18 protein-coding genes and 2 pseudogenes are annotated in these 20,084 nt (G+C 65.2%); 10 read left to right on the top strand and 10 right to left on the bottom strand.

The features are described 5' to 3' along the window. Position 1: 1 nt before the first annotated feature. Positions 2 to 823 carry an aldo/keto reductase gene (locus WCE05_RS16575; RefSeq protein ID WP_225790313.1) on the bottom strand — a complete coding sequence of 274 codons (822 nt, stop codon included), beginning with the start codon at positions 821 to 823 and terminating at the stop codon, positions 2 to 4. After that, positions 811 to 1,716 (bottom strand): LysR family transcriptional regulator, encoded by a 906-nt coding sequence (locus WCE05_RS16570; RefSeq protein ID WP_368816177.1) that lies wholly within the window; start codon positions 1,714 to 1,716, stop codon positions 811 to 813. Before WCE05_RS16570 ends, WCE05_RS16575 begins: the two co-directional genes overlap by 13 nt. A gap of 123 nt (positions 1,717 to 1,839) precedes the next feature. Between WCE05_RS16570 and WCE05_RS16565 the strand changes: the two genes are divergently transcribed. The 5 genes and pseudogenes from WCE05_RS16565 to WCE05_RS16545 form a co-directional block, all read left to right on the top strand. Next, positions 1,840 to 2,538, top strand: a complete 699-nt coding sequence (locus WCE05_RS16565; protein WP_225790315.1) for a CoA transferase subunit A — start codon at positions 1,840 to 1,842, stop codon at positions 2,536 to 2,538. A 34-nt stretch (positions 2,539 to 2,572) separates the two neighbouring features. After that, entirely contained in the window at positions 2,573 to 3,229 is a 657-nt protein-coding gene (locus tag WCE05_RS16560) for a CoA transferase subunit B (RefSeq protein ID WP_253081077.1), read from the top strand. 88 nt (positions 3,230 to 3,317) lie between these two features. Further along, positions 3,318 to 4,784 (top strand): short-chain fatty acid transporter, encoded by a 1,467-nt coding sequence (locus tag WCE05_RS16555; protein ID WP_225790317.1) that lies wholly within the window; start codon positions 3,318 to 3,320, stop codon positions 4,782 to 4,784. Between the two features lie 234 nt (positions 4,785 to 5,018). After that, complete coding sequence (locus WCE05_RS16550; RefSeq protein WP_368816176.1) at positions 5,019 to 7,244, top strand: TonB-dependent siderophore receptor; 2,226 nt, start codon at positions 5,019 to 5,021, stop codon at positions 7,242 to 7,244. Positions 7,245 to 7,295: 51 nt separating this feature from the next. After that, positions 7,296 to 7,661 (top strand): annotated as a pseudogene (locus tag WCE05_RS16545) (AraC family ligand binding domain-containing protein); the annotation flags it as partial. A gap of 1 nt (position 7,662) precedes the next feature. Here the strand turns inward: WCE05_RS16545 and WCE05_RS16540 are convergent. Then, positions 7,663 to 7,842, bottom strand: a pseudogene (locus tag WCE05_RS16540) (LysE family translocator); the annotation flags it as partial. 259 nt (positions 7,843 to 8,101) lie between these two features. Between WCE05_RS16540 and WCE05_RS16535 the strand changes: the two are divergent. Then, positions 8,102 to 9,673, top strand: coding sequence for a TerC family protein (locus WCE05_RS16535; protein ID WP_225790319.1), 1,572 nt, complete (start codon positions 8,102 to 8,104; stop codon positions 9,671 to 9,673). Here the strand turns inward: WCE05_RS16535 and rarD are convergent. After that, a complete protein-coding gene (rarD, locus tag WCE05_RS16530) occupies positions 9,636 to 10,523 on the bottom strand; it encodes an EamA family transporter RarD (protein ID WP_225790320.1) in 888 nt (295 codons plus the stop codon). The two genes, WCE05_RS16535 and rarD, sit on opposite strands and share 38 nt — an antisense overlap. A 33-nt stretch (positions 10,524 to 10,556) precedes the next feature. After that, positions 10,557 to 12,140 carry an EAL domain-containing protein gene (locus WCE05_RS16525; protein ID WP_368816175.1) on the bottom strand — a complete coding sequence of 528 codons (1,584 nt, stop codon included), beginning with the start codon at positions 12,138 to 12,140 and terminating at the stop codon, positions 10,557 to 10,559. 305 nt (positions 12,141 to 12,445) lie between these two features. On the opposite strand from WCE05_RS16525, the gene hppD reads away from it, so the two are divergent. Further along, on the top strand, positions 12,446 to 13,522 hold the full coding sequence (hppD, locus tag WCE05_RS16520) for a 4-hydroxyphenylpyruvate dioxygenase (protein ID WP_225790322.1): 1,077 nt from the start codon (positions 12,446 to 12,448) through the stop codon (positions 13,520 to 13,522). An 18-nt stretch (positions 13,523 to 13,540) separates the two neighbouring features. Here hppD and WCE05_RS16515 read toward each other — a convergent pair whose 3' ends face one another. Then, complete coding sequence (locus WCE05_RS16515; protein ID WP_225790323.1) at positions 13,541 to 14,347, bottom strand: CSS-motif domain-containing protein; 807 nt, start codon at positions 14,345 to 14,347, stop codon at positions 13,541 to 13,543. A 128-nt stretch (positions 14,348 to 14,475) separates the two neighbouring features. Continuing rightward, positions 14,476 to 15,165 carry a type 1 glutamine amidotransferase domain-containing protein gene (locus WCE05_RS16510; protein ID WP_225790324.1) on the bottom strand — a complete coding sequence of 230 codons (690 nt, stop codon included), beginning with the start codon at positions 15,163 to 15,165 and terminating at the stop codon, positions 14,476 to 14,478. Between the two features lie 163 nt (positions 15,166 to 15,328). Between WCE05_RS16510 and WCE05_RS16505 the strand changes: the two genes are divergently transcribed. Beyond that, complete coding sequence (locus WCE05_RS16505) at positions 15,329 to 15,772, top strand: nucleoside deaminase (protein WP_225790325.1); 444 nt, start codon at positions 15,329 to 15,331, stop codon at positions 15,770 to 15,772. 10 nt (positions 15,773 to 15,782) lie between these two features. Here WCE05_RS16505 and WCE05_RS16500 read toward each other — a convergent pair whose 3' ends face one another. Together WCE05_RS16500 and WCE05_RS16495 are read right to left on the bottom strand one after the other, a co-directional pair. Then, positions 15,783 to 17,387: an ATP-binding protein gene (locus WCE05_RS16500; protein ID WP_368816174.1), complete on the bottom strand. Its 1,605-nt coding sequence runs from the start codon at positions 17,385 to 17,387 to the stop codon at positions 15,783 to 15,785. 90 nt (positions 17,388 to 17,477) lie between these two features. Next, entirely contained in the window at positions 17,478 to 18,533 is a 1,056-nt protein-coding gene (locus WCE05_RS16495) for a hypothetical protein (protein WP_368816173.1), read from the bottom strand. Positions 18,534 to 18,669: 136 nt separating this feature from the next. Here WCE05_RS16495 and WCE05_RS16490 point away from each other — a divergent pair, with 136 nt between their 5' ends. Further along, entirely contained in the window at positions 18,670 to 19,071 is a 402-nt protein-coding gene (locus WCE05_RS16490; protein WP_225790328.1) for a hypothetical protein, read from the top strand. 3 nt (positions 19,072 to 19,074) lie between these two features. On the opposite strand, the gene WCE05_RS16485 is transcribed toward WCE05_RS16490, so the two are convergent. After that, on the bottom strand, positions 19,075 to 19,692 hold the full coding sequence (locus tag WCE05_RS16485; protein ID WP_225790329.1) for a LysE family transporter: 618 nt from the start codon (positions 19,690 to 19,692) through the stop codon (positions 19,075 to 19,077). A gap of 168 nt (positions 19,693 to 19,860) precedes the next feature. On the opposite strand from WCE05_RS16485, the gene WCE05_RS16480 reads away from it, so the two are divergent. Further along, entirely contained in the window at positions 19,861 to 20,082 is a 222-nt protein-coding gene (locus WCE05_RS16480) for an MbtH family protein (RefSeq protein WP_225790330.1), read from the top strand. Positions 20,083 to 20,084: the final 2 nt, after the last annotated feature.

The raw sequence follows: 20,084 nt of genomic DNA, 5'->3' as shown, positions 1-20,084 counted from the left end.
TTCAGACCATCGCCAACCGCTGCTTGCGCGTAGGCGCCGGAAACGCCCGGTCGATCGCCCGCAGGTCCTCGCTGGTCAACACCAGGCTTCCCGCCGCGGCATTGAGTTGCACATGCGCCGGCGCCACCGCCTTGGGTATGGCGATCACCCCGTCGTTGCGCGTCACCCAGGCCAGGCTGACCTGGGCCGGGGTCGCCCCGTGGCGCTCGCCGATCTCGGCCAGCACCGGGTGCTGCAACAAGCGCCCGGCCTGGGCCAAGGGGCAGTAGGCCATGGTCGGCAGTTGGCGCGCCTGGCTCCAGGGCAGCAGGTCGAACTCGATGCCGCGTTGGGCCGGGTTGTACAGCACCTGGTTGGTGGCGCAGTCGGGATTGTGCAGTTCGCGCAAGTCGTCGACATCGAAGTTGGAGACGCCCCAGCGGCGGATCTTGCCTTGCTCGCGCAGGCGCTCGAAGGCCTCGACGGTTTCCTCCAGCGGGTACTGGCCGCGCCAGTGCAGCAGGTACAGGTCGATGCAGTCGGTACCCAGGCGCGCCAGGCTGCGCTCGCAGGCGGCGGGCAGGCCACGGCGGCTGGCGTTGTGCGGATAGACCTTGCTGACCAGGAACACCTGGTCGCGGCGCCCGGCGATGGCCTGGCCGACCACCTGCTCGGCGCCACCCTCGGCGTACATCTCGGCCGTGTCGATCAGGCTCAGGCCCAGTTCGATACCCTGCTGCAGGGCGGCCACCTCGGCCGCCCGGTTGCCTGGGTCTTCGCCCATGTACCAGGTGCCCTGGCCAATGGCCGGAACCGTGGCGCCTGCCAGTTTCACGAAACGCATGTCACCTCCTGTGGTCGGGTGTGGGAAAGCAATACCTCGAGCAGCGCCTGGGCTGCGGTGGAGAGCTTATGGTCGCTCAGGGCGATGACCCCGATGCGTCGCTCCACGCTGGGCTCGACCAGTGGTACGCAGCGGGCACCGAGCTCCTGCATCTGGCCGATGCACAGCGCTGGCACGGCGCTGACGCCCAGGCCGTTGGCGACCATGCGACCGATGGTCGACAACTGGTGGCTCTCGAAGGCCACCGCCAGTTTGCCATGCTCGGCCGCCAGGTGCTGCTCCAGCAGCAGGCGTACCGCCGAGGGGCGTTGCAGGGCGATGAAGTCCTCGGCCAGCAGTTCGCGCCAGGTCACTTGCCGCTGCCCGGCCAGGGGCGAGTCGGCGGGCACCACGGCGACGAAACGGTCCAGGTACAGCGGGTGGAAGCGCAGGGCGTCGCTGCTTTCCGGTTCGAAGCCGATGCCCAGTTCGACGCGGCGATGGCGCACCAGCTCCAGCACCTGTTCGTTGATCACGTCGTGCACGGTGACGTTGACCCGCGGGTAGCGCTGGCGGAATACCTTGAGCGACTGGGGCAGCAGGTTGCCGGCGAAGGCCGGCATGGCCGCCACCGCGACCCGGCCCAGTTGCAGGGTGAAGCGCTGGCGCAGCATCTCCTCGGTGTCGTCCCAGTCGGCCAGCAGGCGCCGCGCCAGGGGCAGCAGCACCTCGCCCTCGGGTGTCAGGCTGACGCTGCGGGTGGTGCGGGTGAGCAGGGCGCCGCCGAGGTTGTCCTCCAGGGCCTTGATGGTCAGGCTCAGGGCCGGTTGCGAGACGTGCAGGTGCTCGCCGGCCTGGGCGAAGCTCTTGTACTTGGCCACGGTGACGAAGGCGCGCAGTTGCTTGACGTTCATGGCAGGCTCGGTTTTGTTTTGGAAAAATTATCAATCGATGATTAAAACAAAATTAACAAATCAGTCGCCAGCGGTGAAGATGCCCACACATGCACTTCAACAACTACAACAGGGCGAATCAGCATGGCCGGACTGGACAAGCGCGTAGCAACCTATGAACAGGCCCTCGAAGGCCTGACCGACAACATGACGGTACTGGCCGGCGGTTTCGGCCTGTGCGGCATCCCCGAGAACCTCATCGCCGAGATCAAGCGCCGTGGCGTCAAGGGCCTGACCGTGGTCTCCAACAACTGCGGCGTGGATGGCTTTGGCCTGGGTGTGCTGCTGGAAGACCGGCAGATCCGCAAGATGGTCGCCTCCTACGTGGGCGAGAACGCCGAGTTCGAGCGCCAACTGCTCAGCGGCGAGCTGGAAGTCGAGCTGACCCCGCAAGGCACCCTGGCCGAGAAGATGCGCGCCGGTGGCGCCGGTATCCCGGCCTTCTACACCGCCACCGGCTACGGCACCCCGGTCGCCGAAGGCAAGGAAGTGCGCGAGTTCAAGGGCCGCAAGTACATCCTCGAAGAATCCATCACCGGCGACTTCGCCATCGTCAAGGGCTGGAAGGCCGACCACTACGGCAACGTGGTGTACCGCAACACCGCGCAGAACTTCAACCCGCTGGCCGCCACCGCCGGCAAGATCACCGTGGTCGAGGTCGAGGAGATCGTCGAGCCGGGCGTGCTGCTGCCCAGCGAGATCCACACCCCGGGCATCTATGTCGACCGGGTCATCGTCGGCACCTTCGAGAAGCGCATCGAAAAGCGCACCGTCAAGGCCTGAGCGCCGTCCACAGAACAACAAAGAGATCCTGACCATGGCACTGACCCGCGAACAGATGGCGCAACGCGTCGCCCGTGAACTGAAGGATGGTTACTACGTCAACCTCGGCATCGGCATCCCGACCCTGGTGGCCAACTACGTGCCCGCCGACATGGATGTGATGCTGCAGTCGGAGAACGGCCTGCTGGGCATGGGCGAGTTCCCCACCGAGGGCACCATCGATGCCGACATGATCAACGCCGGCAAGCAGACCGTCACCGCCCGCCGCGGTGCCTCGATCTTCGACTCGGCCCAGTCCTTCGCCATGATCCGTGGCGGCCACGTCGACCTCACCGTGCTCGGTGCCTTCGAGGTGGACGTGGAGGGCAACATCGCGTCCTGGATGATTCCCGGCAAGCTGGTCAAGGGCATGGGCGGCGCCATGGACCTGGTGGCCGGTGCCGAGAACATCATCGTCACCATGACCCACGCCTCCAAGGACGGCGAGTCCAAGCTGTTGCCGCGCTGCAGCCTGCCGCTGACCGGCGCCGGCTGCATTCGCAAGGTGCTCACCGACCTGGCCTACCTCGAGATCGAGGATGGCGCCTTCATCCTGCGCGAGACCGCACCGGGAGTGAGCATCGAGGAAATCATCGAAAAGACCGCCGGCAAGCTGATCGTGCCGGACGATGTGCAAGAAATGACGTTCTGACGGACGTTGTTGGCAAGCCCCCCATCGGAGGGTGAGCCCGTTCCCACAATGGACCACGCATCCATTGTGGGAACGGGTTCGCCCCCCGATGGGGTTTTCGTCGTTTCAGGAAAGACCAATAAGAAGGAAAACAACCGTGGCCGCTGAAATCCAAGACAGCCGCTCTGCTCGCTTTGCCCTGCGCTGCTCCAACTGGGCCGAACGCTGGTTCCCCGACTCCTGGGTGTTCGCCGCCCTGGCCGTGGTGCTGGTGTGCCTCGGCGCCCTGGCCATGGGCGCCCAGCCCACCGACACCGCCAAGGCGTTCGGCGATGGTTTCTGGAGCCTGATCCCGTTCACCATGCAGATGGCCTTCGTGGTCATCGGCGGTTACGTGGTGGCCAGTTCACCGCCCGCGGCGCGGCTGATCGACCGCCTGGCGCGCCTGCCACGCAACGGCCGCTCGGCGGTGTGCTGGGTGGCGCTGATCTCGATGCTGGCATCGCTGCTCAACTGGGGCTTGTCGCTGGTGTTCGGCGGCCTGCTGGTGCGCGCCCTGGCGCGCCGCCAGGACCTGAAGATGGACTACCGCGCCGCGGGTGCCGCCGCCTACCTGGGCCTGGGTGCGGTATGGGCGCTGGGCCTGTCGTCGTCCGCCGCGCAGCTGCAAGCCAACCCGGCCAGCCTGCCGCCCTCGATCCTGGCCATCACTGGGGTGATCCCGTTCACCGAGACCATTTTCCTCTGGCAGTCCGGCGTCATGCTGGCAGCGCTGGTGATCATCTCGCTGATCGTCGCCTATGCCACCGCGCCCGGCCCGAACAGCGCACGTACCGCCGAGGCCTGCGGCGTCGACCCAAGCTTCAGCGCGCCCCCACCGGCGCAACGCACCCGCCCTGGCGAGTGGCTGGAATACAGCCCGGTGCTGACCCTGCTGCTGGTAGTGCTGGCCGCCGGCTGGCTGTACCACGAGTTCGCCACCAAGCCTGCGATCACCGCGATCTCCGGGCTGAACACCTACAACTTCCTGTTCATCATGCTCGGTGCCTTGCTCCACTGGCGCCCGCGCAGCTTCCTCGACGCGGTGGCCCGTGCCGTGCCGACCACCACCGGCGTGCTGATCCAGTTCCCGCTGTATGGCTCGATCGCGGCCATCCTCACCCAGGTCAAGGGCGTGGACGAACAGACCCTGGCCCATCACATTTCCACCTTCTTCGTGCAGATCGCCTCGCATGACACCTATGCCGTGCTCATGGGCGTGTACTCGGCGGTGCTCGGCTTCTTCATCCCCTCGGGCGGTGGCAAGTGGATCATCGAGGCGCCCTACGTGATGCTGGTGGCCAATGACCTGCAGTACCACCTGGGCTGGGCGGTGCAGATCTACAATGCCGCCGAAGCCCTGCCGAACCTGATCAACCCGTTCTACATGCTGCCGCTGCTGGGCGTGCTGGGGCTCAAGGCGCGGGACCTGATCGGTTTCTCGTTCGTGCAACTGCTGGTGCATGTGCCGCTGGTGCTGGTGCTGCTGTGGGCGCTGGGGACGACGTTGCAGTACACGGCGCCGGTGATGCCGTAGGGCGAGCGGGTTGTCGCGCGCAGCGCTCGCAGGGGCCGCTTCGTGAGGCGGCACCCATGCCGGTTCTGTCATCCTGGGGCTGCAAAGCAGCCCCAGGACTCCTCGACCGGAGCTGTCTTTCTTTTCGTTTCGATGACATTTCGATAACGAATCTCATACGAGATTCGTTTTCACATGACTGCCACCTCACGGCAGCCAAGGACTTTCATCGAACGAACAAGGAGAAAGGCCGCGATGTTCGCGCCCATCAGCCGTTCCATGACCCTGACCCTGGGTCTGTGCAGCACCGTCATCACCCCCCTTGCCCTGGCCGACGACACCTCGTCGAATCCCGACAATGGCGTATTGGAGCTCGGTTCCACCGAGATTCTCGCCCAAGGGCTGGGCAGCACCACGGAGCACACGGGGTCCTACACCACCGGCAGCATGAGCGCTGCCACGCGCTTGAACCTGTCGATCAAGGACACTCCGCAATCGGTCTCGGTGCTGACCCGCCAGCAACTCGACGACTTCCAGCTCGATACCCTGTCCGAAGCCATGGCCCACGTCACCGGCGTGACCGTGCAACGCAACGACTCGGAGCGGCCGACGTACTACTCGCGCGGCTACGCGATCAACAACTTCCAGGTCGACGGGATGCTCAACACCTTCTCGGGGCTCAAGTCGGACTCGGACACCATCATCTACGACCGCATCGAGGTGGTGCGCGGCGCCACCGGCCTGACCACTGGAGCGGGGGACCCGTCCGGGACCATCGCCATGGTACGCAAGCGCCCGACCCACGAGCTGGCGATCAAGACCGGTGTCAGTGCCGGCAGCTACGACAACTACTACAGCTACCTGGATGTCGGCGGCCCGCTGGGCTGGGACGGGCGCCTGCGCGGGCGCACGGTGCTGGCCTACCGTGACAGCAAGTCGTTCATGGACAAGTACGCCAGCCAGCGCGAAGTGGTCTACGGCATCCTCGAGGCGGACCTGACCGACAGCACCGTGCTGGCAGTGGGCTACGACTACCAGAACAAACATGTGCAGGGCTCGTCCTGGGGCACGGTGCCGTACTGGAACGCCGACGGTGGCAAGGCCGACCTGCCGCGTTCGACGAACTTCGCCGCGCCTTGGTCGTCCTGGCCACTCAAGGACAAGACGGTGTTCGTCACCCTGGACCAGCGCTTGGGTGATGACTGGCAGCTCAAGGCCGCCTACACCCATCGCCAGAGCGACAGCGACGGCAAGCTGTACTACGGCGGCAACGGTTTCCCCGAGGCCGATCGCAGTGGCATGACGGCCTGGACCGCGCATTTTGCCGGTGAGGAGAAGATGGATGCCATCGATTTCAACCTGGCCGGGCCTTACCAGCTGTTCGGGCGCAGCCATGACTTCATGATCGGCTACGGCGAGTCGGAGCGGCGCAACACCTCTCCCTACCTGGTCGGCCAGCCGCTACCGGATGGCTATACGCAGATTCCGGACTGGAAGTACATGGGCTCGATTCCCAAGTTCTACGACACCGATACCGGGCTCGACGAGTCGCGCGACTACACCCGGCAGAAGGCCGGCTACATCGCCACCCGGCTCAACCCCACCGAGCGCCTGCACTTCGTGCTGGGCAGCCGCTATGGCAGTTGGCGGACGAAAAGCCGCTCGTGGGAATACGACGCGGCGCTCAATGCCACGGAAAACCCAGCCAGCGAGCAGACACAGAACGACCAGTGGACGCCCTATGCCGGGGTACTCTACGACCTCACCGAGGCGTACACGGTCTATGCCAGCTATACCGACATCTTCAATCCGCAGACGGTACGCGACGTCAACAGGAAGTACCTGGAGCCCATCGTCGGCAAGGTCTACGAGGTCGGCCTGAAGGGCAGCCTGCTCGAGGAACGACTCAACCTGAGCACGGCGGTGTACCGCTCCAAGCAGGACAATGTCCCCGAACAGGACGATTCGGTCCCGCCGGGAGACAATGGCGAGGTGTTCTACAAGTCAGGGGGCAAGGGCGTGGTCGTGGAGGGCTTCGAAGCCGAGATCGCCGGCGAAGTCATGCCCGACTGGCAGATGAGCCTGGGCTACAGCTACACCCATGCCGCGGCGGGCGATCATTCGCGCAAGAGTACCGAACAGCCCTTGAACCTGGTGCGCTTCGCCACGACCTACCACCTCACCCCGGCGCTGACGGTCGGCGGCTCCCTGGACTGGCAGAGCGGCAACTACAAGGCGGGGAAACGCCCGGTGGGGCGTGGCGAGGATGGCAGGATCATCACGGTTGCCGATACCATCAGCCAGAAGGCCTTCTCGGTGGTCGGCCTGATGGCCCGCTACCGCTTCGACGAGCACCTGTCGGCCTCGCTGAACGTGAAGAACCTGTTCGATGAGCATTACTACAACAACCTGGGGTTCTACAACGGCGTCTATCATGGTGAACCGCGTACCTTGATGGTCAGCCTGGACTGGCAACTGTAGCCGCGGCCCGGAGCGTTTCCCGGGGGCGGCGGTGGAGGAGGGGGAGAGGCGATGATCGAGGTATCGCGGTTCTGGCGGGACCCGGCATTGCCCTTCGTCGAGGCGCGCCGCGTGGGGGATGGGCGCAAGGTCTGCTATGCGGCCCATTCCCACGAGAGCTTCTCCATCGGCGTGATCACCGGTGGGCGTAGCACCTACCTGACGGGAGGTACCCGGCGAGAGGTCGCTGCCGGTACCTCCGTGCTGATGAACCCAGGTGTGGTGCACACCTGCAACCCGATCGACGGGATGCCCTGGTCCTACCTGATGCTGTTCGTCGACCTGCCCTGGTTGCAGGCGCAGGGCTTCGTGCTGCCCGAGGTGACCTGGAGCACGTCGGCGGCGCTCTATGGTCGGTTGCTGCAGGTGTTCGCCGATCGTACAGGCCCAGGCCGACCAGCACCAGCAGCAGGCAGAAGCCCAGGGTGGCGCCGAGGGCATGTTGCAGGCTGGCCCGCAGGCCATGACGGGCGCCGCTGCCGAGGGCCACGAGGTTGACCGGACCAGGGGAAATGGACGCCGCCAGGGCGAAGGCGGCCATGGACAGGGACAGGCTCATGGGGCATTCCTTGTTGTCGGTGAGGCCGCCATCTTGGCGGGCAGGCCGTGTCGAGGTATTGAAGAAAAGTCCCCCAGCAGCTCTGTGACAGCTTTTGTAATAGTTTCACGTTGCCAGAAAAAGCCGCTGTGATTGTAGGATCGTCTTTCGCAATCACTTACAAGGTATGTATGAGCACCTTCTCGGAGCCTCCCAGTTCCTGGCCGTCCCGGCCATCCTTCCCCCGTCCCCGTGACGCTTCCCATGTGAGTATCCGCTGATGGAATGGCTAGCCGACCCCACGGCCTGGCTGGGCCTGCTCACGCTCATCGTCCTCGAGTTGGTCCTGGGCATCGATAACCTGGTGTTCATCGCCATCCTCGCCGACAAGCTGCCACCGCACCAACGCGACCGCGCGCGGGTGATCGGCCTGACCCTGGCGCTGGTGATGCGCCTGGGCCTGCTGGCGAGCATCTCGTGGATGGTCACCCTGACCGAACCGTTGTTCGAGGTCTTCGGCAAGAGCTTCTCCGGCCGTGACCTGATCATGCTGTTCGGTGGTGTGTTCCTGCTGTTCAAGGCCACCATGGAACTGCACGAGCGCCTGGAGGGCCATGTCACCCAGGCCAGCGGCGCGGTGCGCCATGCCGCCTTCTGGCCGATCGTCGCGCAGATCGTGGTGCTCGACGCGGTGTTCTCGCTGGACGCGGTGATCACTGCGGTGGGCATGGTCGAACACCTGTCGGTGATGATGATCGCGGTGGTCTTCTCCATCGGCATCATGATCGTCGCCAGCAAGCCGCTGACCCGCTTCGTCAATGCCCACCCGACGGTGATCATGCTGTGCCTGGGCTTCTTGATGATGATCGGCTTCAGCCTCACCGCCGAGGGCCTGGGCTTCCATATCCCCAAAGGCTACCTGTACGCGGCGATCGGCTTCTCGTTGCTGATCGAGCTGTTCAACCAGTTGGCCCGTGCCCGCCGCAAGCGCAGCGTGCAGCAGCACCGGCCGCTGCGTGAGCGCACCGCGCATGCGGTGTTGCGCCTGCTCGGCGGGCGCCGGGTGGAAGCTGACGAGGTGGGCGAGGAAATCGCCGACCTGGTCGAGGGGGGTGAGGAGCAGGTGCTGTTCGATCGCCGCGAACGGGTGATGATCAGCGGTGTGCTGAACCTGGCCGAACGACCGATCCGCACGGTGATGACGGTGCGCGCCGAAGTCGATGCCATCGACCTGGGGCTGCCGCCCGAGGCCGTCGCCCAGGCGCTGGCCAACTCGCCGTATTCGCGCCTGCCGCTGATCCGCGACGGGCGCATCGACGAGCCACTGGGCTTCGTGCACAAGAAGGAGCTGCTCAAGGAGCTGCTGTCCGGCAGCCAGCCGGACCTCGAGCGCATGGCGCACCAACCGCTGAACCTGCTGGAGAGCTTCAGCATCCTCAACGCCCTGGAGCAGATGCGTGGCCAGTCGACGCACATCGCCTTCGTGGTCAATGAATTCGGTGACTTCACCGGCCTGCTGACCATGACCGATATCCTCGAGTCGATCGCCGGCGAGTTGCCGGACGCCAGCGAGGTGGCAGGGCCAGGGATCGTCGAGGAGGCCGACGGCTTCATCGTCAGTGGTGCCCTGAACCTCAGCCAGGTCCAGGCGCGCACCGGTTTCTGCGCCCGCGCCACCGACGACTACCAGACCCTGGCGGGGCTGGTGATGAGCCTGCTGGACCGTCTGCCGGTGGTCGGTGACCGCCTGGCCTGGAATGGCTGGACCATGACCGTGGTGGCGGTGGAGGAGCGTCGGGTGCGCCAGGTACGCCTTACACCGGGCGCCGACGTTGCCGCAGCAGGTGCTTGATGCCTTCGAGCACCAGCACCAGCACGGCGGCCCAGATCGGCAGGTAGGTCAGCCACTGGTCTGGGCCGATGGTTTCGCCCAGCAGCAGGGCGACGAACACCAGCAGCACCGGTTCGACGTAGCTGAGCAGGCCGAACAGGCTGAACGGCAACAGGCGGCTGGCCAGCACATAGGCGATCAATGCCGAGGCGCTGATCGCCCCGAGCAGCGGAATCAGGCCGTACAGCGCCGGATGCCCGGCCAGGTCGGCCGCCGATAGCGGGCTCTGGGTCACGAAGTACAGGGCCCAGGGCAGCAGCAGGCACATGTCGCACCACAGGCCGCCCAGGTGGTCGGTGCGGCAGCGGCGGCGCAGGACGAAGTAGATCGGGTAGCCGGTCATCACCACCAGGGTTTCCCAGGCGAAGCTGCCGTGTTGGTACAGCTCGTGGCCGACGCCGAGGGTGGCGCAGGCTACCGCGACCTTCTGCAGGCGCGACAGCCGCTCGCCATACACCAGCCGGCCGGTCAGGACCATGGCCAGCGGCAGGAGGAAATAGCCCATCGAGACCTCCAGGCTACGCCCGTGCAAGGGTGCCCAGAGAAACAGCCACAACTGCACGCCCATCAGCCAGGAGGTGCCGATCATCCCCAGCAACAGCACGGGCGTCTGCCGCACCCGGGCCAGCAAGCCGCCGACCCGCTTCCAGTCGCCGGTGACCAGCATGAACAGGGTGAGGCAGGGTAGCGTCAGCAGGGTGCGCCAGCCGAAGATTTCCTCGCCGTCCAGCGGCGCGAGCAGGGAGGTATAGAAGTACATCACGGCGAACAGACAGGACGCCATGACCGACGAAAGAATGCCTTTTGACACGAATGCCTCGGTTAAGGGAGTTGAGCGGGTGGATCAGCCGGGCATGATCTCAGGGGGCGCGCCCTGCGGCAACCGCGCGCTGGCATGCTGGGTCAGGGCCTGGAGGAAATCCTCCAGCGGCATCGGCCTGCCGAACAGGTAGCCTTGCTGGAAGTCCACCTGGTGGCGCGCCAGGTAGTCGCGCTGGACCTCGGTTTCCACCCCTTCGGCAACGATGCCGAGCCCGAGCTTGCCGGACAACTCGACGATGGTGTCGAGGATGTGCTGGGACAGGGCGTCACCCCCGATCATGGCGACGAAGCTCTGGTCGATCTTCAGGTAGTCGACCTTGAACTGGCGCAGGTAGTTGAGGCTCGACTGGCCGGTGCCGAAGTCGTCCAGGGCGATCATCACGCCCATTTCATGCAGTTTGCCGAACAGTTCCAGGGTCACCGGCGTGGCCTCGATCAGCTTGCGCTCGGTCAGCTCCAGGGTCAGTACCACGCGCCCCGGTGGGAAGTGCTGGAGGAAGGTACGGCAGTCGTCCAGCAAGCCCAGGTCGCGGCAATGGTCGGCGGTGATGTTGATGCCGATGTGAAAGCCGTCCTCCAGCAGCGCGGCATAGGGCGCCAGGCCCTGGGCGGTGTGCAGCATCAGGGCGCGGGTCATGGCGACGATCTGCCCGCTGTGCTCGGCGTAGGGGATGAACAGGTCCGGGCGCACCAGGCCTTCGCGCGGATGGTTCCAGCGCATCAGCACTTCGACGCCGGCCCAGCGGTAGTCGTCCTTGCGCACCACGGGCTGGAAGTATGGCAGGAACTCATCCGCCTCCAGGGCCCGGCTCAGTTCGGCGCGTGGGGAGGAGGCGCGGCGGATCTGCCAGCGGCAGACACCGCCGGCCAGGGCGCCGAGCAACAGCAGCAGGCTGAGCAGGGCCGGGTAGTGCTCGCGCATGAAGGCGTGCTTGATGCCAGGCCCGTAGCCGCCGTGCACACTGAAGGGGTAGCGGGTCGAGGCCTGTACCACGGCGGCGCTGACCGCCACCGGTGGGACGCCGCTGCGGACCACGCCGTCCTTGCCCATCCAGTGCTCGCCGACCTGCAGTTGCAGGACCTCGTCGGGGCCGATCAGGCGCAGGGCGGTGAGCAGGTGGTCGCCATCGACCGTGGCGATGGCGCCGCGGTCGCCGTCGCTGGCGCGGTACACCAGCAAAGGATGGCCAGGGGTGACCGAGTTACCGTCCATCAGCCACAGGCGGCCGTCGGTGTAGTCGCGGGCATTGACCGGCTCATCGAAGTCGCCGAACAACGAGGTGCAATACAGGGTGTTGTGCCGGAATAGGTTGGTCGAACGCACGAAGGCGTTGCGCGTGACGTGCCCGCGCAGCTCCAGCTGGGCCTGGGCGCACGGGCTGCCGGCCAGCGGCAGCAGCTCCTGGGTAGTTGTGCTGAGGCTGTCGAGGATGTGCTCGACGTGCTCGACCACCTGTCGGGCCGTCGCCTCGCTGCTGTAGTGCAGCTCCCGTTCGGTCTGCCAGTGCATGACCGCAAGGCCGCACAGCAGCGGCACCAGGCCCACGCCCCAAGGGAACAGGGTACGCCAACTCCAGCGGGCGGGACGTTTAGCCGTGAGGGGCATGCTGACCTAATCTATTGAAAGAAAAACCTGCTAATGATAGCCGTTTGCCCATTACCAGGGCCAACTAAAGCGCGACAAATGAATTTACGCACTGTAGAATCGCGTTACGAATACAAGAATAAGGTTCCCCGCCTTCCGGGGGATCAAGCCCTCCGAGAATGGGTCCATATGACATATCATGGGTTCAAGCTGATCATTGGTGACTTCCTGGCCCGCAGCGTGCGGGGCATCCCCTGTTCACCACCTTCCCTGTGCGACATCCACGGCAACTAACCGTTTTTTTCGCAGCAGATGAGGACACGAACATGGCTGATATCTTCGACAACCCAATGGGCCTGATGGGCTTCGAATTCATCGAACTCGCCTCGCCGACCCCTGGCGTGCTGGAACCGGTATTCCAGATGCTGGGCTTCACCAAGGTGGCGACCCACCGTTCCAAGGATGTGCACCTGTATCGCCAGGGCGGCATCAACCTGATCCTGAACAACGAGCCCAAGAGCGTCGCCTCGTACTTCGCCGCCGAGCACGGCCCTTCGGTTTGCGGCATGGCGTTCCGTGTGCGTAATGCCCACGAAGCCTATGCCCGTGCCCTGGAACTGGGCGCCCAGCCGGTGGAGATCGAGACCGGGCCGATGGAACTGCGCCTGCCAGCGATCAAGGGTATCGGCGGTGCGCCGCTGTACCTGATCGACCGTTTCGAGGAAGGTAGCTCGATCTACGACATCGACTTCAAGTTCATCGAAGGCGTGGACCGCAACCCGGTCGGCGCGGGCCTGAAGATCATCGATCACCTGACCCACAACGTCTATCGCGGGCGCATGTCCTACTGGGCCGGTTTCTACGAGAAGCTGTTCAACTTCCGCGAGATCCGTTACTTCGACATCAAGGGCGAGTACACCGGCCTGACCTCGCGCGCCATGACCGCGCCCGACGGCATGATCCGCATCCCGCTGAACGAGGAGTCGTCCAAGGGGTCGGGTCAGATCGAAGAGTTCCTGATGCAGTTCAACGGCGAAGGCATCCAGCACGTGGCCTTCCTCACCGACGACCTGCTCAAGACCTGGGACGCGCTCAAGGCATATGGCATGCGTTTCATGACCGCGCCGCCGCAGACCTACTACGAGATGCTCGAGGAGCGTCTGCCAGGGCATGGCGAGCCAGTCGGCGAGTTGCAGGCACGAGGCATCCTGCTCGACGGTGCCTCGGAGGCCAACGACAAGCGCCTGCTGCTGCAGATCTTCTCCGAGACGCTGCTTGGCCCGGTGTTCTTCGAGTTCATCCAGCGCAAGGGTGACGACGGCTTCGGCGAAGGCAACTTCAAGGCCCTGTTCGAATCCATCGAGCGCGACCAGGTTCGCCGTGGCGTGCTGAACGTCGAGTAAGCGCACGGGCGTACCCCCTCATCTTTCGGTCGAGGGGGTGCGCCGGGCGTTGTTGCGTGCCCTGAAAATCCCCCAGTAGGTGATGCCCGCCGTCAGCAGGCCCACCAGTGCCAGCGAAGGCAGGACCTGCAGCGTCGATTGGCGGATCTCCTGCGCGGTGAAGCCCTTGGGGTAGCCCCCTTTCGCCGTATAGCCGTGCTTGACCGAAACCGCGCTCTTGAAGAACTCCGATTGGGAGGGCGGGCTTTCGTCGCGGCTGTCCCCCATGCTCCAGATGTACTTGTCGCCAAACTCCAGCGTGAGCAGCAGCCCGTCCTGGAAGCCATGCAGTTCGTTACGCAACTCGATGCCATAGGCGGTCGCGATGACGCCGGGGTTGGCGTGGGCGAGCCGCAGCTCGACGACCACGCCATTGGGTGTGGTGGGGGAGTTGAAATTGAGCCGGACATGTTCGGTCGGGCTGGCGAAGGCCGGGGTTTTCACCTGGACTTGCGGTACGCTGCCACAGTAGGCCTGGCCGTCCCGGGTGAGTATCAGGGCGCGGATGCGTGGGTCACTGGCGGCGAGCTGCTTGAGCGGCTCCTGGGCCTCGGCGCATGGCTTGCCGGCCAGCGACAGGGCGTTGATGGCGGCGACCTGCAGGTTGTCCAGGACCCGGTCGACGGCGAAGATGGCTTCCTGGACCGAGACACGGGCATTCTGCTCCAGCTTGCTTTCCAGCTGGTACACCATCACCAGCAGTCCCGACACCATGGGCACCAGGCCGATCGCCAGGATCAGCAGCAATTCCAGCAGGCTGCGCCCTGCATAGGTGAACCTCGACATTGGCTTGCGATCCTCCTGTCAGGCTGTCCGTGAGTGGACAGACGGCAGGAGGTTACGTCGGGCAAGAAGGGCGGGCTGTAGCCGCTATCCGCTTGTCGCGCGGGCTATCGGGCCGACCGCTGTCGGATTCATGCCGGCTTTCTCAGGCGCTCCAGCACCCGTTCCGCCACCCGTTGGCTGGAGGCCGGGTTCTGGCCGGTGATCAGCCTGTCGTCGCAGACCACGAACGCCGCCCAGGGATCGTCGTGCTTGCTGTACTTGCCGCCGCGGGCCACCAGTTCGTTCTCGGTGAGGTAGGGCACTACCTTGTCCAGCTCCGCCAGTTTCTCCTCGGTGTTGGAAAAACCGGTCACCTGGCGGTCCTTGACCAGCAGGCTGTTGTCGCTGAGCTTGACGTTGAGCAGCCCGACCACGCCATGGCATACCGCACTGACCACGCCACCGTTTTCGTAGATGCGCCGCGTCAGGTCCTGCAGGGCAGGGTTGTCCGGAAAGTCCCAGATGACCCCATGGCCGCCGGTGTAGTAGATCGCGCAATAGTCGTTGGCCTTGGCCTGGCCGGGGCTGAGGGTGTTGCCAAGGCGATTCATGAAGGCTTTGTCGTCGTACCATTGCCAGTCCAGCTCCGGGGCCATCTGCAGGCTGTGCGGATCGATCGGTACGTAGCCGCCCAACGGGCTGACGTAATCGACCGCATAGCCGGCTTTCTGCACCTCGTCGACGAAATGCACCGCCTCGCCCAGCCACAGCCCGGTGGCCCGGTGGAGCGTCGGGTATTTCGCCGTATTGGTCAGCACCACCAGGATCTTCTTGCTCATGGCCACACTCCCAACGGCTGGAAAAGGCCCCCGGTTGCTCGGAGAACGGGGGAAAGCCTAATGAGCATAGCCGGCAATGCCAGGAAAACCATGCCCTGATAGCGCTGTGCTAGCCTTGCCCGGAATCGTTTCCATATCGCTGAAAAACCAGGGGGCAGGGGCTATGACGTCGGACACTTTCATGCAGGCCGCCATCGATGAAGCGCGCCAGGGACTGGCCGAAGGTGGCATCCCGATCGGCTCGGTGCTGGTGCACCAGGGGCGGATCATCGGCCGGGGGCATAACCGCCGGGTCCAATGCGCCAGCGCCATTCTCCATGGCGAAATGGATGCCCTGGAACGGGCAGGGCGTCAGCCGGCCGAGGTCTATCGGGAGGCAACGCTTTACACCACCCTGTCGCCGTGCGCCATGTGCAGCGGCGCGATACTGCTCTACGGCATCCGCCATGTGGTGGTGGGCGAGAACCGCACGTTCATGGGCGAGGAGCAACTGCTGCAAAGCCGCGGCGTGCGCCTGGAGGTGCTGCAGGATGCCGCCTGCGAGGGGATGATGCGGGACTTCATCGCCAGCCATCCGCAACTGTGGGACGAAGACATCGGGCGTTGACGACGCCCTATCATCCTTTCCCCAGCATCTGGGCGACACGAGCCTGCAGGTGCTTGAGCTCGAAGGGTTTGCAGATCAGTTGCATGCCCGGGTCGAGAAAGCCGTTGCGGGCCATGGCCGTCTCGGCGTAGCCGGTGATGAACAGTACCTGCAGGCCGGGCCGCAGCTTGCGAGCGATCTCCGCCAGTTGCCGGCCATTCATCCCGGGTAGCCCGACATCGCTGATCATCAGGGCGATCGGTTGTGGCGAGCGCAACACCTGTAGCGCCTCGTTGGCATTGCAGGCGGTGTGGCAGGGAAAACCGTCTTCGCGCAGCGCCTGGCAGAGCAACAGGCGCACCGCCTCGTCGTCCTCGACCACCAGCACGTCGCGGTTACCGCCTGTGCTCGGCCCGGCGGTGCTGCAGGCCTGCGGCTGGGCCTGGTCAAGGTAGCGCGGCAGGTACAGGTCGACCCGCGTGCCCTGGCCGATCCGGCTGCGCAGGGACACATGGCCATGGGACTGCTTGCTGAAGCCATAGACCATCGACAGGCCAAGGCCGACGCCCTGGCCGACCGGCTTGGTACTGAAGAAGGGTTCGAAGGCCCGTTCCAGGGTGCTCTCGGACATGCCCTGGCCATCGTCGATGATGCTCAGGCACAGATAGTCGCCACTGGGCAGCCCACCTCCGCGAAAGCGTGTGGCATCGACCCGTTGGTTGCTCGCCTCGATACTCAGGTGGCCACCGCTTGGCATGGCTTCGCAGGCGTTGAGCAGCAGGTTGTCGAGGGCTTCGTGCAACTGTTTGTCGTCCGCTTCGACCAACCACAGGTCGGCTGGCAAGGTCAGGCGCACATCCACCGAGACGCCCAGGCGGGCTTGCAGGTCCTGCGGCTGCAGTAGATCGTGCAGGTCGACGATGCGGCTTTCCAGGGATTGGCGCGAGGAAAACGCCAGGAGCCGATGGGTCAGCCGGGCAGCCCGGGAAACCGCCTCCTGGCCCATGCGCAACACGCCTTCGAGTTGCTCGGTACGCCCTTGTTGCAGGCGCTTGCCGATCAGCTCGAAGCTGCCGCCGATACTGGTCAGCAGGTTGTTGAAGTCATGCGCGACGCCACCGGCCAATTGGCCGATGGCCTCCATCTTTCGGGTCTGGTGCAGCATCTGTGCATCGGCCTGGTGACGTTGCATCTCGTTTTCCAGGCGTTGCTGCAGGTCGAGCAACTGGTCGCGGGCCAGGTATTGGCGACGCCGGGTGCGCAGGGCTGCTTGGCTCAGGTTCGACAATTGCGCGGCGTCCAAGGGCAGGGGCAGCAGCCACACGTTGCCCAGCCGTGGATGGGGTGGGCCGGTGCTGGGCGAGTGCGTGTCGGCCAGTAGGACGATGGGCAGGTCCGACCATGGCGGCTGCTGGTCGATGAAACGCTGCAAGGGCGATTGCGGCCCGCATGGCAGGGCTTGCTCGGCGGCGACCAGCAGGCCGGCGCCTTCTGCCAGCCAATGGCCCAGGCGCTGCGGGTCGGTGGTGCACAGACACTCCACGCCCACGCTTGCCAGGACACGGGAAACATCTGCAGCGATCTGCGTGGGTGCCAGGATCAGGGCACGTTCGTCCACGGCTAACGAACCGGCCAAGGTAGCTCTCCTGTGACGATGGGCTGGCGGACCGATACCCACTGGACCACGGGACGACGACCAGGGTTCAACCCAAGGTGTACGATTCCTTTACAGCCCTTGCTGCAGCAGCGGGTCGTCGGGGTTCTGCCGCTCCAGCTCGGCCAGCAGTACCTGGACGTTCTGCAACTGGCCGGTTTCCTTCCAGTACTGGATCAGCAGCACCCGTGCACGACGGTTCGCCGGCTGCCGGTCGAGCAGGGTCTGCAGCTGTTTCTGCGCGGCCTCGACCTGGTCCAGTGCATGCAGGGTCACCGCCAGCACGTAGCGATAATCGGCGTTGTCCGGTGCCAGCTCGACGGCACGGGAAAGGGCCAGCAAGGCATATTCCTGTTGCTCGTGGCGTGTCAGCCACAGGCCCAGCTCGTGCTGCAGGAAGGCGGAGTCCGGCTGCAGGGCCAGGGCCTTGGCCAGTACCTGGCGGGAGGCATCGTGCTCGCCCTGGCGCTCCAGCAGGCGCACCTGGATGGCCAGGGCGTCGAGGTCATCCGGTGCGATCTCCAGGCTGCGGCGCAGGGCAGCGGCAGCGTGCTCGTAGTCGTGCTCGTGCAGGTAGAGGCGGGCCAGGTGAACCTGGGCGGCGGCATCGTCAGCTTGTGCCGTCAATGCCTGTTGGTACTGTTCCAGGGCATGCTGGAGCGGGCCGAAGTACAGGCCGATGGCGTCTGGGTCCAGGCCCAGCAGGGCGTCCACCGCGGCGAAGCGCACGCTCTGCTCGCTGTCCTCCAGCAACGGCCCCAGCACCAGGCTGCGCTGTGCCGGGGGCAGCAGTCGGCGGATGCTGGCGATGGCGGCGCGGCGTACCAGTGGGTCGCCGTGCTCCAGGTCCAGCCGGGCCAGCTTCAACGCTTGGGGCGAGGGGTAGTTGGGAAGTTCGACATACAGCGCCGCGCGGCGGATTGGCGCCAGGTCGTTGCGCTGCAGTTGCTGGTACAGGACCCGCGCCGCGCCGGGCTGGCCTTCATGGGCCTGGCGCAGGGCCTTGGCGTAGCTGTGGGGGGGAAGGCTGGGCTGGCTCGGTGGGGCGTCGCGCCACAGGTAGCCGACCAGCACCGATGCCAGGATCAGCAGCACCAGGGCGATCAGGTAGCGGCGGCGTAGGGGCATTGGCGGGTCCGGGTCGAAGGGAAGGGCAGAGCTTGGGACAGGCGGGCGGTAAATGCAACGGGGTGTCCTGGTGGACCGGCGTAGATGCAGGGTTACGCTGGATGAACGTGTGCGTGGAAAGCACTATGCTTGCCCCATGAGTACCCCTCATGCCCTTCGCCAACCCTGCCCACCAGGCGCCTGCAACTGCGGGCGCGAACGTCTGCACGAGGGGCCGCCCCAGGCCCAGCGCATCCTGCTGCTGACCCGCCAGGAAGAAAAGCGCCTGCTCGAGCGCCTGGAAAACCTCAGGGACCTGGCCGACCTCGAGCGCCTGCAGCTTCGCATGTACGAGCAGTTGGGCATCCGTGTACGCATTGCCCCCAGTTACAACGAAGTGCGCACCATGCGCGGCATCGTCATCGAGCTGGACGACCAGCCAGGCCTGTGCCGCAAGACCCGCCAGGCGATCCCGGCCGCCATCCGCCGGGGCCTGGAGCGCAATCCCCAGGTCGCCTTCCGCCTGCTGGACGCCCACGACCTGCTGCGCGACGCCTGAGCCTCAGCGCATGGCCACCAGCTTGATGCCGAACCCCACCAGGCAGGCCCCGGCCAGGCGCTCCAGCAGGTTGGCCACACGCGGGTTGGCGCGCATGCGCTCGGCCAAGTGATGGGTCAGCAGGACTGCTGCCAGGCCATAGAGGAAGGTCAGAGCGGCCACGGTCACCGCCATGAAGGCGAACGTCAGCGCGCCCTGGTGGCGCACCGGGTCGATGAACAGTGGGAAGAACGCCATGTAGAACATGATCGCCTTGGGGTTGAGCAGGGTTATCATCATGGTCTGGCGCAGGTAGCGACCACTGGCCATCCGGCTTTCCCGCGGCGCGCCCCCGGGCTTGCTCAGCACCATGCGCAGCCCGAGCCAGGCCAGGTAGGCTGCGCCGGCCCACTGCACCACATGGAACGCCGTAGGGTAGGCGGCCAGCAGCGTCGCCACCCCGGCCACGGCCAGCCACATCAGCACTTGGTCGCCGAGAATCACCCCGCACGTGGCGGCCAGGCCACCCTTGATACCGCCCTTGCCGGTGGCGGTGATCAGGGCGAAGTTGCCCGGCCCGGGGATGGCCAGGAGGATGATGAAGGCAATCACGAAAGCGCCGTAGTCGGTCACGCCGAGCATGGGGGATCTCCGGGTGGGCATCGTCGGGGGATGAATGGATATAGGCCATCATCCACCTCGCTTGCAAGGCGGACAGGGGATTTTCTAATTTTTCATGGGTGTCTTTCGTTTCCTTGGAAGCCGACCTGCGCGCCGCGCATCGGCCTTCATCATTCAAGGAGACAGGCAATGACTTCCGTTTTCGACCGCGACGACATCGTATTCCAGGTAGTGGTCAACCACGAAGAGCAATATTCCATCTGGCCTGACTACAAGGCGATTCCCAACGGTTGGCGCGCCGTGGGCAAGAGCGGCCTGAAGAAGGAGTGCCTGGCGTACATCGACGAGGTGTGGACCGACATGCGTCCCCTGAGCCTGCGCCAGAAGATGGCCGAAGCCCAGGCGCAGTGAGG

It is taken from the genome of Pseudomonas sp. I2 (assembly GCF_040984075.1).
In the GTDB taxonomy this organism is placed as follows: domain Bacteria; phylum Pseudomonadota; class Gammaproteobacteria; order Pseudomonadales; family Pseudomonadaceae; genus Aquipseudomonas; species Aquipseudomonas guariconensis_B.
Note: the sequence above shows the minus strand (reverse complement) of the source record. Positions and strands in the feature narration are given on the sequence as shown.